General features: G+C 69.4%; 10 protein-coding genes. 7 read left to right on the top strand and 3 right to left on the bottom strand.

The annotated features are described in order from the left end of the window. Positions 1-140 precede the first annotated feature (140 nt). Positions 141-1088, bottom strand: coding sequence for a chemotaxis protein (locus ACP93_RS05745; RefSeq protein ID WP_048489859.1), 948 nt, complete (start codon positions 1086-1088; stop codon positions 141-143). Positions 1089-1201: 113 nt separating this feature from the next. Between ACP93_RS05745 and flgA the strand changes: the two genes are divergently transcribed. The 4 genes from flgA (at position 1202) to ACP93_RS05725 (ending at position 3873) form a co-directional block, all read left to right on the top strand. After that, positions 1202-1846, top strand: coding sequence for a flagellar basal body P-ring formation chaperone FlgA (flgA, locus tag ACP93_RS05740; RefSeq protein WP_048489806.1), 645 nt, complete (start codon positions 1202-1204; stop codon positions 1844-1846). A 66-nt stretch (positions 1847-1912) separates the two neighbouring features. After that, positions 1913-2230 (top strand): flagellar biosynthesis anti-sigma factor FlgM, encoded by a 318-nt coding sequence (flgM, locus tag ACP93_RS05735; protein WP_048489805.1) that lies wholly within the window; start codon positions 1913-1915, stop codon positions 2228-2230. Further along, the gene (locus ACP93_RS05730) at positions 2227-2571 is read left to right on the top strand and encodes a flagella protein (protein WP_048489804.1); all 345 of its coding nucleotides are present in this window, start codon (positions 2227-2229) and stop codon (positions 2569-2571) included. Before flgM ends, ACP93_RS05730 begins: the two co-directional genes overlap by 4 nt. 84 nt (positions 2572-2655) lie before the next feature. Beyond that, positions 2656-3873: an ATP-binding protein gene (locus ACP93_RS05725; protein ID WP_048489803.1), complete on the top strand. Its 1218-nt coding sequence runs from the start codon at positions 2656-2658 to the stop codon at positions 3871-3873. Positions 3874-4045: 172 nt separating this feature from the next. On the opposite strand, the gene ACP93_RS05720 is transcribed toward ACP93_RS05725, so the two are convergent. Further along, on the bottom strand, positions 4046-5770 hold the full coding sequence (locus ACP93_RS05720) for an EAL domain-containing protein (protein WP_010341742.1): 1725 nt from the start codon (positions 5768-5770) through the stop codon (positions 4046-4048). 4 nt (positions 5771-5774) lie between these two features. Next, positions 5775-7877: a PAS domain-containing sensor histidine kinase gene (locus ACP93_RS05715; RefSeq protein ID WP_048489802.1), complete on the bottom strand. Its 2103-nt coding sequence runs from the start codon at positions 7875-7877 to the stop codon at positions 5775-5777. 162 nt (positions 7878-8039) lie between these two features. On the opposite strand from ACP93_RS05715, the gene ACP93_RS05710 reads away from it, so the two are divergent. The 3 genes from ACP93_RS05710 (at position 8040) to ACP93_RS05700 (ending at position 14444) form a co-directional block, all read left to right on the top strand. Then, complete coding sequence (locus ACP93_RS05710; protein WP_048489801.1) at positions 8040-10829, top strand: sensor domain-containing protein; 2790 nt, start codon at positions 8040-8042, stop codon at positions 10827-10829. Positions 10830-11350: 521 nt separating this feature from the next. After that, on the top strand, positions 11351-13108 hold the full coding sequence (locus ACP93_RS05705; RefSeq protein WP_048489800.1) for an ABC transporter permease: 1758 nt from the start codon (positions 11351-11353) through the stop codon (positions 13106-13108). Between the two features lie 16 nt (positions 13109-13124). Continuing rightward, complete coding sequence (locus tag ACP93_RS05700; RefSeq protein WP_048489799.1) at positions 13125-14444, top strand: ABC transporter ATP-binding protein; 1320 nt, start codon at positions 13125-13127, stop codon at positions 14442-14444. Positions 14445-14956 lie beyond the last annotated feature (512 nt).

The following is a 14956-nucleotide window of genomic DNA, read 5'->3' as shown; positions in this document are numbered from 1 at the left end:
TGCCGAAACCACAGGCAAGGCGCGTGCCAAAGCCGGGCGCAGCGCCCGGGAGATCAGGGGGTTGGCCGCAGGTGCGGGGGCCCCGTCCGCGCTATACAGAGAGCGTCAGGCAGGCCCCGCGGCGGGGCGGGGCGCCTGGGTCAGGCCGCCTGTGCGGCGGCTGCCACGACCCGCAACCGGGTCAGCACGTACTCGGCCAACTCGTTGGGGCTGTACTTGGCCACGAAGGCATTGGCGCCGACGCGCTCGACCATCGCATTGTTGAATACGCCCGACAGCGACGTGTGCAACAGCACGTACAGGCCGGACAGGCCGGCATGGCGGCGGATTTCCGTCGTCAGCGTATAGCCGTCCATCGCCGGCATCTCGATGTCCGAGATCACCATGGCGTAGCGCTCGGCCGGATTCTCGCCGGCGGCGTGGATCTGCAAGAGATGGTCCAGGGCCTGGCGGCCGTCCGACAGCAGGGTCGCGGCGACGCCGAGCTGGTCCAGCACGCTGCGGATCTGCTGCCGCGCCACCCGCGAGTCGTCGACCACCAGCACCTGCAACTGCGGGCCGGTGAGCGCCAGCGACGGGTCCAGGTTGGCCTCGACCCGGGTCTGGGCGATGTCGGCCAGCACGCTTTCCACGTCGATGACCTGGATCAGCTCGCCCTGGAAGCGGGTCACCGCGGTCAGGTAGCTGGACTCGGCGCCCAGTTCCGGCGGCGGATGGATGTCCTCCACCGCGATGTTGACGATGCGCTCCACGCCGCTGACCAGGAAGCCCTGGACGGACCGGTTGAACTCGGTGACCACCAGATAGCCTGGCGCGGTGTCCGCGTTCGGCTCGCGCTCCGGGTGGCCGATGGCCAGGCCCAGGTCGAGCACCGGCACCGAGCGCCCGCGCACGTCGGCGACGCCGGAGAATTGCAGCGGCAGCCCGGGCACCTGGAACAGTTCCGGTCGGCGCAGCACTTCCTGCACCTTGAACACGTTCACGCCAAAAAGCTGACGACCGCCCAGCCGGAACAACAGCAGGGCAAGCCGGTTGTGGCCCGCCAAGCGGGTGCGCTGGTCGATTCGGTTGAGGAGGTCATGACTCATGGCGTTCATATCGGCGCTGTCGCGGCGGAACTTGAGGGCGCGGCGCGGATCGGGCGCACGGTTTTCGGCACGGCGTTTGCATCGTGTCGGCGACCTTTCCGAGAGAGACGGCGATGCGCCCGATCCTATTGCTGGTCCTGCTGGCGGCGACGCCGGCCTGGGCCGCGGACTTCCAGTCGGTGGACTCGATCCGTGCCGCGGCGCTGTCCCTGGCCGGTGCCGACGCCGATGCCGAGGCGACCCTGGACCCGTCGGTGCGGGTGCCGTTGTGCCCGGTGCCGCTGCAGGCGCAGCCGACCGGCACCACGACCGTGGAAGTGAGCTGCCCGCGCGACACCGGCTGGCGGCTGTTCGTGCCGGTCAAGGTGCGGCGCATGCAGCACGTGCTGGTACTGGCGCGTGGCCTGTCCGCTGGAGAAACCATCGGCGCCGCCGATATCGTCCCCGAGAAACGCGACGCGGCGCGCATCGTCGGCGCCGCGATGACCGAGCCGGAGCTGGCGATCGGCAAGGTGGTGCGGCGGACCCTGCCGGCCGGCACCTTGTTGTCCGCCACCGACCTGGTGGCGCCGCGGCTGGTCCGGCGCGGCGACAATGTGGCGCTGGTGGCACGCAGCGGCGGCCTGGAAGTGCGCATGGCCGGGCGTGCACTGGGCGATGCGGGCGAAAACGAGCGGGTGACCGTCGAAAACCTGTCGTCCCGGCGTATCGTTCAGGGAACTGTGTCACAAAATGGCGACGTTTTAGTGACGCGCTAAGATCCCGGCTAAAGTTCTCCGACGCTGTGCCGTTACCTACACCGAACCCGTAACAGGATGTCCGTCATGACCCAGAAAATTGAAGGGAGTTTGCCGAGCCCGGCCACCCTTCGCACGTCGTCCGTCTCGACCAAGGCCGCCTCCGGCGCGTCCGAGGAAGGCAAGGACCGTGCGGTCGGTGCGGCCGCTGCAACCGACAGCCTGCGCCTGACCGGCGAGGCCTCCGGCCTGCAGACCCTGCAACGCCAGCTCTCGGCCGCTCCGGCGGTGGACAGCAGCCGCGTCGATGCGGTGCGCAGTGCGCTGCAGAACGGCAGCTACAAGATCAACCCCGACGCGATCGCCAGCCGCATGATCGACATGGATCGGCAACTCGGCGCATGAACACGTCCGTGACCAACCCCCTGCAGCAGCTCAGCGACGCGCTCGCCGGCGAGCGCCAGGCGTTGTTGGATCACAACGTGGAAGGTCTCATGCAGGCGACCAGCGCCAAGCTGGCGGCACTGCGCGCACTGGAGGCCGATGTGCCCGCCGGCGCCGAGGCCGAACTGCGCCTGCGCGAGCTGGCCGACGCCAACCGCGCCAATGGCGCGCTGCTGTCGCGGCGCCGACGCGAGGTCAACTGGGCACTGCGCCACCTCGGCCGCAGCGAGAGCGCGTCGTCCTACGACGCCAACGGCGAGTCCAGCACGCCGCTCGCGCAGCGTCCCCTGGCAGTGGCGTAAGCCGCAGCGCGTCCCAGTGCGGGGCGCGCATCCGCCGGCGGCAACGGCGTATATTGGGCATCCATCGATCGCCCGCCGCCTGTCGTGAATTTCGCCGAAATCAATCCCAACGAAGCGCTTGTCCTGCCCGCGCGCGAGCACCTGCTCGCCCTGAGCGAACTGTTGTACGAAGGCGTGGTGCTGTTCCGCGCCGATGGCCAGCTGCTGATGGCCAACAGCGCCGCGCGCCGCCATCTTTCCGGCGCCGACGCCGGCCTGGCTGCGCATCTGGCGCAGTGGCTGCCGAGCGATGCGCTGTCGCAGGCGCGCTCCAGCGGCCGCTGGAGCGGCAGCCTGCCGACCGAGCACCATGTGGTGCTGGCGCACCTGTACTTCCATGCCGATGCCAGCGGCGGCCATTACCTGATGCTCATCCAGGGCATCGAAGGCCAGCAGGACTACGAACAGGAACTGCAGCAGCGCCATGCCGAACTGCGCCAGGCCTACCTGCGCCTCAATGGTGCCCAGGAAAAGCTGTTGCAGTCGGAGAAGATGGCCTCGATCGGCCAGCTCGCTGCCGGCGTCGCCCACGAGATCAACAACCCGATCGGCTATGTCCACTCCAACCTGGGCAGCCTGCAGGAGTACCTGCGCAGCCTGTTCACCCTGATCGAGGCCTACGAGCGCGCCCTGCGCGCGCCCGATCCGAAGGCGTTGATCCCGGAGATCGACGACATCCGCAACCGCTTCGACATCGACTTCATCAGCCGCGACCTGCCGCAGTTGATGGCCGAGTCGCGCGAAGGCATCGAGCGGGTCACCCGCATCGTCCGCGACCTCAAGGACTTCTCCTACTCCGGTCGCGAGGAGTCGTGGAAGCTGGTGGACCTGCACTCGGGCCTGGAATCCACGATCAACATCATCTGGAACGAGCTCAAGTACAAGGTCACCCTGGAGCGCCACTACGGCAACCTGCCGCTGGTGGAGTGCCTGCCGTCCGAACTCAACCAGGTGTACATGAACCTGCTGCTCAACGCCGGCCAGGCGATCGGCGAGCGCGGCACCATCGTGGTCAGCACGGGCCAGGACGGCGAAGAGGTGTGGATCGAGTTCAAGGATTCCGGCGCCGGCATTCCGGCGGACCTGCTGCAGCGCATCTTCGACCCGTTCTTCACCACCAAGCCGGTCGGCAGCGGCACCGGCCTGGGCCTGTCGATCTCCTACGGCATCGTCAACAAGCACCACGGCCGCATCGACGTCAGCAGCGTCGTGGGCGAAGGGTCCACGTTCCGCATCCTGATTCCGGTGAGGCAGCCGAAGTAGCTGAGAGGCTGGGATTTGGGAGTGGGGATTCGGGATTGGCAAAAGCAGTTTTGCGTTTGCTGGTCCCGTCCATGCATGTCAATGAAATGCCGACACCGCGCTTTTACGAATCCCCAATCCCCAATCCCGGCTTTTGAGCGAATCCCAATCCCCAATGCCGAATCCCGGCTTCTCAGGGCCCCGCGTCCCGGCGTTGTTCGTCGTGGGTGCGGAAGGCCTGGCGGATGTGTTCGCGGAGTTCGTCGTCGTTCCACGGCTTGGTCAGGAAGCGGTAGATCGCGCCGCGGTTGATCGCGTCGGTGACGGTGGCCAGGTCGGTGTAGCCGGACAGGACCAGGCGGATGGTGTCGGGGTAGAGCATCTTCACCCGTCCCAGGAACTCGGTGCCGCTCATGTCGGACATGCGCTGGTCGGACAGGATCACCTGCACGTCGTTGGTGGCGAGCAGGTCGAAGGCGTCGCGGACGTTGCCGGCGGCGAGGATGCGGTAGCCGTCGCGGCGGAACAGCCGCACCAGCGAGCGCAACACGTTCTCTTCGTCGTCGAGCAGCAGCAGGGTGCGGTCCGGGCGGGTCTCGGTGAACGATTCCGGGCGCAGATAGCGCCGACGCAGGGCCATGCCTGCGGCTTCGGCCGACATCGGTTCACCGAACAGGTAGCCCTGGAAGATGTCGCAGTCGTTGCGGCGCAGGAAGCCGAGCTGGGCCTGCGATTCGACGCCGTTGGCGATCACCACCATGCCCAGTTGGTGGCCCATGGCGATGATCGCGCGGGCGATCGCCGCCTCGCGGTTGCCGGCCGGCGCGCTCTTGATGAAGCTGCGGTCGATCTTGAGCTTGTCCACCGGGTAGCGCACCAGCGCGCTGAGGCTGGAATCGCCGGTGCCGAAGTTGTCCAGGCTCAGGCTGATGCCTTCGCGGCACAGGTTGGCCAGGGTCTCGTGGACGAAGTTGACGTTGTTGGTCAGCGCGCTTTCGTTGATCTCCAGCACCACCATCTGCGGCGGCACCCCGGCCGCCTGCAGCGCCGACATCACCTCGTTGAAGAAGGTCGGGCGCAGCAGCTGCAGGGTGGAGACGTTAACCGCGATGGTGAAGTCGTCGAAACCCTGGTCGCGCCATAGCCGCGCCTGGCGCAGTGCGCCTTCCATCACCCAGGTGCCGATCTGCACGATCACGCCAAGGCGTTCGGCGGTGCGCATGAAACGTTCCGGCACCAGGATGCCCAGGGTCGGCGACTGCCAGCGCAGCAGCGATTCCATGCCGACCACGCGGCCGTCGCGGGCGCTGACCATCGGCTGGTAGCGCAGGCGCAGCTCGCCGTTGGGGATGGCATCGACGATCTGCCGCGAGATGATGCTCTCGCTGTGCGCGCTGGGCGGGCCGTCGGCGGCGTACAGGCGCACCAGGTTGCCGCCTTCGCGCGCGGCCTGGTAGACCGCGTCCTCAGCGAAGTCGAGCAGGGTCGACAGGCGCGTGGAATGTTCCGGGCACAGGCTCACGCCGATCTTGCCGGTCATGAACAGGGTGTACGGCAGCACCGACAGCGGCAGTTCGATCTGCTGCCGGATCTCCTCGGCGAAGGCTTCCGGCGGCGGTACGTCGGCGGTGCGCGGCACCGCCATCACCAGTTCGTCGCTGCCGTGGCGCCACAGCAGGCCGCGGCCGCGCAGGTGCGCCTGCAGCCGGTGCGCGAGCAGCGCCAGCGCCTGGTCGCCGACTTCCGGGCTCATGTTCTCGTTGATCGAGGCGAAGTGGTCGATGTCGATGTGCAGCAGCATCACCCCCGGCCCGCCGGCCAAGGCCTCGGCGATCATGCCGGTCAGGGCGGGATGGCCCGCACCCAGGCGCGACGGCAGTTCGTCGTCCACGGGTACGGCGCTGGCGGGATTCCACATCGGCTCAGGTTCCAGGCGGGGGCGACGGCGGTGCCGCGGTGGTGTAGGGCAGGCACAGCGTCACCCGGGTGCCGGCGCCGGGGGCGGTGTCGATCTGCAGGGTACCGCCGGCGCTCTGCGCGCGCTCGCGCATCACGATCAGGCCCAGGCCGCGCGGCCCGGCCGGATCGAAGCCGTCGCCATCGTCGACCACTTCCAGGCGCAGGCGCTGGCGCTCCTCGTCGCCGAGGGTCATCCGCACCTCGCCGGCGCTGGCGTGGCGCAGCACATTGGTCAGGCTCTCCTGGGCGATGCGGAAACAGGCCTGCTCGACCTCCCCGCTGGGGCGCTCGGGCAGGGCGGCGATGTCCAGGTGCAGGTGCACCGGCGAGGCGCGGAACAGCATGCCGGCCTGCCAGCGCAGCGCCGCTTCCAGGCCCAGCGCGTCCAGCTGCGGCGGCCGCAGCAGGGTAGAGAGGTTGCGCAGCTTGGTGATGCTGCTGTCGGCCAGATTCACGATCTCGCTCAGGTCCTCGCGGCGGCGCTCGGCGTCGGTCTCGTCCAGCGCCGCGTGCGCGGACAGCTTCATCGCGGTGATCGCCTGGCCGATGTCGTCGTGCAGGTCGCGCGAGATCGCGCGGCGTTCGTCTTCCTGCAGCGAGAACAGGCGCCGTGCCATCGCCTGCAGTTCGCGGTTGCTCTGCGCCAGCGCATCGCGCATGCGCTCCGGTTCGCTGAGGTCGCGCACGATCAGCAGCTTGCAGTCGCGGCCGCTGTAGCGGACGTTGCCGAACGACAGCCCGGCGTGGAACAGCGAGCCGTCGCGGCGGCACATGCGTGCGGTGGCGCCGCGTTCGCCCTTGGCCCCGGCCGCGCCCATCCGCTGTCGCACCAGCGCCAGGTCGGCGCTGTCGACCAGGCCCTGCAGCGGCTCGCCGAGCAGGTTCTCTCCCTCGAAACCGAACTGTCCGGCGCAGGCGGCGTTGGCGTACAGCACGTGCTCCTGGTGCAGGATCGCCACGCCGTCCGGCAGCACCCGCACCAGTTCGCGGAACTGTTCCTCGCGCTCGTGCAGCAGGCGCCGCGAGCGCTCGTGCTCGGTCACGTCCTGCAGGGTGCCGTGCACGCAGGCACTGCCCGCGTCGTCGCTGGAGGATTCGGCGCGCAGGTGCAGCATGCGCGCCTGGCCGTCGGCGGCCAGCACCGGCAACAACATGTCCAGTTGCAGCGGCGCGCTGCCGCACAGGTCCTCGATCACCCGCTGGATGCGTGCCTGCGACGGCACGTCGGGCGGCACCAGCAGCTCTTCCAGGCGGTGCTGGCGCGGCTGCTCCGGCACGCGCCGGCCGAGCATCCGGTAGACCTGCTCGGAGTAACTGCCCAGGCCGCTGGCCCGGTCCAGTTGCCAGGAGCCCAGCCGCGCGATCGACTGCGCTTCCTGCAGATGCTGCAGGGCCTGGTCGCGGCGGCGCTGCGCGTCGTACTCGGCACTGCGGTCGCTGATCACCACCAGCCGCGCCTGCCGGCCGTGGTAGTCCAGGCTGGTGCTGCGCGCCTCGGCCATGCACTGGCTGCCGTCGCGCAGGCGCAGCGGCTCGGCCACCACACAGGTCTTGGACGGGGTCTGCCGGATCGTCTCGATCACCTCGGCCAGGCGGGCGCTGGCGCTAGGCGGCCACAGCCGGGCCAGCTCCAGGCCGACGAACTCGTCGTGCGACCAGCCGAAGAAGGCGACCGCGGCGGGGTTCACATCGAGGATGCGCAGGCTCTCCAGGTCGTAGACCAGCATCGGGCTGGGGTTGGCGTGGAACATCTGCCGGTAGCCGGCCTCCGACAGCGCCAGGCGGGTGTGCGCCTGCACCGCGGCACGCACCAGCGGGCGCAGCAGGTAGTAGAGGGCAACTGCGGTCAGGGCCAGGAACAGAGCGTCGTTGGCAAGCTGAAGCGCGATCAACGTGCCGGGATCGTCTACGAAATGCGCCAAAACCAGGTCGCTGCCAATCGACAGTGCCAGCCCCAGCAGCACGTACAGCAGCACCACGCGCCAGATGCCGCGGTCCAGGCGTTGCGCCAGGCGCATGCCGGAGGTCGCCTGCATGGGCAGGGAACTGTCGCGTTGTGGTTGCATGCCCCGGCAGCCTGCTGCGGTGGTCCGTGTCCGGCGGACATCTTAGCCGTTACGACTGCCGCGGCCCATCGCCGGGCGGTGCGAGCGCTCAATTAATGCCACCGGATGCCGTTATCACCTTCGACCGCTGGCCTTCAGGGCGGCGAAACGGAGTATCTCGGCGTGGATCAAGGCGTCATCGCAAGCTTGCTGCAGCACCCGCTCACCTCGGCGCTCGTCCTGCTGGACGCCGATGGCAGGCCGCTGGCAGCGAACCGGGCAGCGCAGGCGCTGGAGCTGCCGCGCACCGTGGAGGCGTACGCCGAGCTGTTGCGTGCGGCCCGCGAGCGCCTGCTCGGCGGCGAGACCATGCTGGCCTGCGCCTTGCCCGGTACCGCCGGACGGCGCCTGGACGGCTGGCTGCGCGCGGTCCGCGACGACAGCGGCGGCCTGCTGGCCTACACCCTCAGCGTGCCCGAACCGGTCGGCAGCGACGGCGCGACCCGCTGGGAGATCGCCCTGGACAGCGCCGAGCACGGTCTGTGGGACTGGGACATCCCCAGCGACACCATTTTCCGCTCCGAGCGCTGGAAGCGCATGCTCGGCTACGCCGGCGATGCCCCGGCCGACGGCCTGAACGCGTTGCTGCCGCTGGTCCACGGCGACGATCAGGAACGCCTGCGCCAGGCGATCCGCGCGCATTTCGAGGGCCGCACCGAAACCTACATGTGCGAGTTCCGCCTGCGCCGGCAGGACGGGCAGTGGCACTGGATCCTGGACCGCGGCCGCATCGTCGCGCGCACTGCCGACGGCAGCCCGCTGCGCATGATCGGCACGCATACCGACATCCACGAGCAGAAGCTGCTCGAGCAGCGCCTGCGCGACCAGCAGACCCTGCTGCGCGAGGCGCAGCGCATGACCCGCATGGGCAGCTGGTCCTGGGACCCGTTGCGCGACCGGGTGTGGTGCTCGCGCGAGTTCCTGCGCGTCACCGGCCTGGACGAGCAGCAGGCGCCGAGCAGCCGCGGCTGGCTGCGCCTGCTCAGCCGCGATTCGATGGCGCAGCTGATCTCGATCTGGCGGCGCATGGCGCGCGAGGCCAAGCCGGCCAATTTCGAGGTCGAGCTGGTGCGTGGCAGCGAGTCACCGCTGCACCTGCGGGTGTGGGCGCAGCCGCAGGTGGAGGCCGACGGCCGCATCCAGCGCGTGCTCGGCCAGGTGCAGAACATCACCGAGCAGCGCCAGACCGACGCGCTGATCCGCTGGCGCACCGAGTTGCTCAACCGGGTCTCGGCGCTGGGCAAGATCGGCGGCTGCGAGATCGAGGTCGGCACCCGGCGCATGCAGTGGACCGAGGAGTGCTACCGCATCCATGGCCTGCGCAAGGAGGCCATCGATCTGGACCACGCGCTGGCGTTGTATACCCAGGACTCGCGCGATGCGTTCGAGTCGGCGCTGGTGCGCATCACCGAGGGCGGCCTGCCGGAGCAGTTGGACCTGTGCTTCCACCGCCCGTCCGGGCAGCGCATCTGGGTGCAGGTGCTGATCGAGCTTGACGAACGCGACGGCCTGCCGCCGCGCTTCGTGGTGCTGTTCCGCGACATCACCCGCGAGCGCGAGGCCAGCGAGCGCATCGAGCTGCTGGCCCACTACGACCTGCTGACCGGCCTGCCGAACCGGCAGCTGCTGCGCGAGCAGGCCGAGAAGGCGATGAACGAGGCGGTGGAGCGCGGCACCACGCTGGCGATGCTGTTCGTCGACCTGGACGGCTTCAAGAGCATCAACGATTCCTTCGGCCACGCCACCGGCGACGCGTTGCTGAAGCTGGCGGCCACCCGCATGCACCAGCAACTGCGCACCAGCGACCTGTTCGGCCGCTTCAGCGGCGACGAGTTCGTCGTGGTGCTGCGCGACCTGGCCGAGCCCGGCGACGCCGGTCACGTGGCGCGCAAGCTGATCGCGGCGCTGGCCGAGCCGCTGCACAGCGGCGAGAACGTGATCAAGATCGGCGCCAGCATCGGCATCGCGCTGATGGAGGAGGGGCGCCAGGACTTCGATGGCCTGCTGCGCGCAGCGGATGCGGCGATGTACGCGGCCAAGGAATCCGGGCGCAACACCTGCCATTACTACAGCCAGGACGTGTTGCTGCGCGCGCAGCGGCGCCTGGAGATCGAACACGCGCTGCACGGCGCGCTGGACCGCGAGGAGTTCTCGTTGGTGTACCAGCCGCTGGTGCATGCGGCGGGCGAACGGGCGCCGGCGGTGGAAGCGCTGTTGCGCTGGCACCGTCCCGGCCACGGCCACTGCAACCCGGCCGAATTCATTCCGATCGCCGAGGAATGCGGCGAGATCGTGCGCCTGGGCGACTGGGTGATCGGCGAGGCCTGCCGCCAGGCCGCAGCCTGGGATGCGGCGGGGCTGAGCTTCGATCGTGTCTCGGTGAACGTCTCGGCGATGCAGTTGCGCGACCGCGGCTTCGCCGAGCGGGTGATCGACCTGTGCCAGCGCAACGGCTGGTCGCCGAAGCGGCTGGAGCTGGAGTTGACCGAGTCGGCGCTGATCCGCGACAGCGAGTCGCTGCGCCGCTGCTTCGAATTGTTCGAGCAGGAAGGCGTACTGCTGGCGGTGGACGATTTCGGTACCGGTTTCTCCAACCTGCATTACCTCAACCGCTTCCCGGTGCAGCGCCTGAAGATCGACCGCAGCTTCGTGCAGGACATGCTGCACGACAGCGGCACCGCCAAGGTCACCCAGGCGATCGTGCAGCTCGGCCACGCGCTGGGCATGCAGGTGGTGGCCGAGGGCGTGGAGACGGTGCAGGAAGAGGCGCTGCTGCGCGAGCAGGGCTGCGACGAGATCCAGGGCTATCTGCACTCGCGGCCGCTGCCGCCGCGCGAGCTGGCCGCCTGGTTGCGCGCGCGCCAGCAGGTGGCGCCGGCGACCCATCCGCGGCTGGTGCTGGCTGCGCAGTGAATGCGCGGCGCGGCGCACGCCGCGCGGACTTGCGGCGGCGCAGCAGCTGGCTATACTGCGCGCGCCCATCGTTTTCCGGCCAGAGGCCACCTTCCTTGGACAGTCATCCTAGACCGACGCTGCAGCGACAGAGCTGACAGGACCGCCACGGTCTGGGTCGTCCCAGATGGGTCCCGTCCGCTCAGGACGGGATCGTTCGCCAGCCCTTCGCGGCGCTGGCCTTGATTCCGAGAATGCGCAAGCCCGATCCGCGAGGACTCCGAGCGTAGCCCCTGGCGTTGCCCATCGTCGGAGCCGCCCATGCGCCTGCCATCGCCATCGTCCTTGATTCATCGCTCGCTGCGCGATTGCGTGGCGCGGCGACGGCGTGCGTGCGCCATGCAGCCGGTACATGCCGGCGCGGCCGGCAGCGGCTGACGCACGGCGTACATCTTCCCCGGTCACACTGGGCGGTCCGCTTCGCGACCCGCGCCAGCGTCCTTCTCCTGCGGCGCACGCTGCCGCTCCTGCCGGATTTCCTCATGCTGCCATTCGCCCGCGACCGCTCCGCGCCCGGACAGCTCGCCGCACGTCCCGGCGTGCTGCCCAATTTGCACGATCTGGCGGTGTTCGCGCTGCTGCTGGGCCTGGGCGCGCTGCTACTGCACGGTGCGTCCGACATGCGCGCGCCGCTGCCGCCGGCCGGCACCGCCGCGGTGTCGCTGGATCTGTGGCAGTTGCCCGAGTACGGCCTGCGCACCACCTTGCGCATGTTCGCGGCGATGGCCGCCTCGCTGGTGTTCACCTTCGTGGTGGCGACCCTGGCCGCCAAGAGCCGGCGCGCCGAGCGGGTGATCGTGCCGGCGCTGGACATCCTGCAGTCGGTGCCGGTGCTGGGCTTCCTCACCTTCACCGTGACCTTCTTCCTGGGCCTGTTCCCAGGCCGCCAGATCGGCGCCGAGCTGGCCTCGATCTTCGCCATCTTCACCAGCCAGGCCTGGAACATGGCGTTCTCGTTCTACCAGTCGCTGCGCAACGTGCCGCGCGACCTGGACGAGGTGTCGCGCGGCTTCGGGCTCAGCGCCTGGCAGCGCTTCTGGCGGCTGGAGGCGCCGTACGCCACGCCCTCGCTGATCTGGAACATGATGATGTCCATGTCCGGCGGCTGGTTCTTCGTGGTCGCCTCCGAGGCGATCAGCGTCGGCGACCACACCCTGGAACTGCCCGGCATCGGCTCGTACCTGGCGCTGGCGATCGCGCAGCGCAACTTCGCCGCGGTCGGCTGGGCAGTCGTCGCAATGGCGGTGCTGATCGCACTGTACGACCAGTTGCTGTTCCGTCCGATCGTGGCCTGGTCGGACAAGTTCCGCGCCGAACTCACCGCCTCGCAGGACAAGCCGCAGTCGTGGCTGTACGACCTGCTGCGGCGCACGCGCCTGGCCAAGCGCCTGGTCGCGCCGCTGGCCTGGGTGTGGCAGCGCGCCATGCTGGTGCGCTGGGTGCCGCGGCACCAGCCGCAGCCCGTGGCGACGCCGCGCGCATCCGGCCGCAGCGGGGTGTGGGGCGATCGGCTGTGGAGCGCGGCGCTGGCCGTGGCCGGCGCGGCCGCGGCCTGGTTCGCCTACGACTACGGCCGCCGCCATCTGGGCCTGCACGATCTGGCCGAGGCCTTCGGTGGCGGCCTGGCCACGCTGCTGCGGGTGGTGGTGCTGATCGCCCTGGCCAGCGTGGTGTGGGTGCCGATCGGGGTGTGGATCGGGTTGCGGCCGAAGGTGGCGCAGCGGGTGCAGCCGCTGGCGCAGTTCCTGGCCGCGTTCCCGGCCAACGTGCTGTTCCCGTTCGCGGTGCTGGCCATCGTCAGTACCGGTGCCGATCCCAACATCTGGCTGTCGCCGCTGATGATCCTCGGCACCCAGTGGTACATCCTGTTCAACGTGATCGCCGGCGCCAGCGCGTTTCCCACCGATCTGCGCGAGGCGGCGACCATCTACCACCTGCGCTCGTGGACCTGGTGGCGGCGGGTGATCCTGCCCGGCATCTTCCCGTACTACATCACCGGTGCGCTGACCGCGTCGGGCGGCTCCTGGAACGCCAGCATCGTGGCCGAGCTGGCCAGCTGGGGCCACACCCAGGTGCAGGCCTACGGCCTCGGTGCCTACATCGCCCGCGCCACCGCCGCCGGCGACGGCCCGCGGGTGCTGCTCGGGGTGGCGGTGATGTCGCTGTTCGTGACCCTCTTCAACCGCGCGGTCTGGCGACGCCTGTACGTGTTCGCCGAACGCCGCCTGCGTTTCGACTGATTCCTGGAGACCGACCATGAGCTATTCCGCAAGCGTGCCCGAGCGCGCCCCGCTGGTCCGCGTGCAGGGCGTGCGCAAGAGCTACGACAAGGGCGGGGCAACGCCGCTGGTGGTGCTGGAGGACGTCGACCTGACCCTGCATTCGGGGCAGATCGTGGGCCTGCTCGGCCGTTCCGGCTCGGGCAAGTCGACCCTGCTGCGCGCCATCGCCGGGCTGCTGCAGCCCAGCGCCGGTAGCATCGCCTTCCGCGATGCCGCGCCGGGCCAGGTGGCCGACGACATCGCCATGGTGTTCCAGAGCTTCGCCCTGTTCCCGTGGCTGACCGTGCTGCAGAACGTGGAAGTGGGCCTGGAGGCGCGCGGCGTGGCGGCCGACGAGCGCCGCCGGCGCGCCCTGGCGGCGATCGACCTGATCGGCCTGGACGGCTACGAGGGCGCTTACCCGAAGGAACTGTCCGGCGGCATGCGCCAGCGCGTGGGCCTGGCGCGGGCACTGGTGGTACGGCCGAAGCTGCTGCTGATGGACGAGCCGTTTTCGGCGCTGGACGTGCTGACCGCCGAGACCCTGCGTACCGACCTGCTGGACCTGTGGTCGGAAGGGCGCATGCCGATCGAATCGATCCTGATGGTCACCCACAACATCGAAGAAGCGGTGTTGATGTGCGACCGCATCGTGATCTTCGGCGCCAATCCTGGGCGGGTGATCGGCGAGATCGAGGTGACCCTGCCGCAGCCGCGCAACCGCCTGGCGCCGGCGTTCCGCGCCCTGGTCGACGACATCTACGCGCGCATGACCGCCAGCCCGCAGCGGCCGCAGACCCGCGAGGGCGTGTTCCCGGGCAGCGGCATCGCCATGGTGTTGCCGCGCGTGTCGAGCAACCTGCTGGCCGGCCTGATCGAAGCGGTGGCGGCCGAGCCCTACCACGGCCGCGCCGACCTGCCGCCGCTGGCCGCCGGCCTGCAGCTGGAAGTGGACGAACTGTTCCCGATCGCCGAGACCCTGCAACTGCTGCGCTTTGCCGTGTTCGAACAGGGCGACCTGCAGCTGACCCCGGCCGGTCAGCGCTTCGCCGAGCTGGGCACCGACGCGCGCAAGCAACTGTTCGCCCAGCACCTGGCCACCTACGTGCCGCTGGCCGCGCACATCCGCCGCGTGCTCGACGAGCGCCCGGCGCATCACGCCCCGGCACGCCGCTTCCGCGACGAATTGGAAGACCACATGTCCGAGGCCTATGCGGCGGAGACGGTGCAGGCGGTCACCAGCTGGGCGCGCTACGCCGAATACTTCGCCTACGACAAGCAAGCGGACCTGTTCTCGCTGGAGAATCCGAGCTAGCCGGGGGAAGCATTGCAGGCTGTGCGTAGGAGCGGCTTCAGCCGCGACCCGACGCCGAATATTGCCGGGGCGACGTCAGTCGCGATCCGGCATCCACGGTGGTCTGGGCTGCGACGGATGGCACGACGTTAAAGCGGGCAGTCCCCACGCGCGAGGCCGGTTGTGGGAGGGGCTTCAGTCCCGACTGCAGGAGCATCAACGCGCCGGATGGCGTCGTGCGTCGCGACTGAAGTTTGCTCCCACCGTGGCGCTTCGCCGCGACCCGACGCCCGACATTGCGGAAGCGGCTTCCGGCGTGCGCCTGGATGCGAATGTCGGTCGATGTGCCGCATCTCGCCGCCGAATCCGCCCTTACATCGCAGACATCGCGAGGTGATCGCGGCAGTTGTGGGAGGGACTTCAGTCCCGACTGCAGACGGCCGGCCAGGCATGCGTCGCTCGTTCGTCGCGACCGAACGGCATCCCGCACCGCTGCCTTCGCAGTGGTCCAGCGAGCCCAGGCGTCGCCTTGT

Source organism: Xanthomonas sp. NCPPB 1128, from assembly GCF_001043115.1.
In the GTDB taxonomy this organism is placed as follows: Bacteria; Pseudomonadota; Gammaproteobacteria; order Xanthomonadales; family Xanthomonadaceae; genus Xanthomonas_A.
Note: the sequence above shows the minus strand (reverse complement) of the source record. Positions and strands in the feature narration are given on the sequence as shown.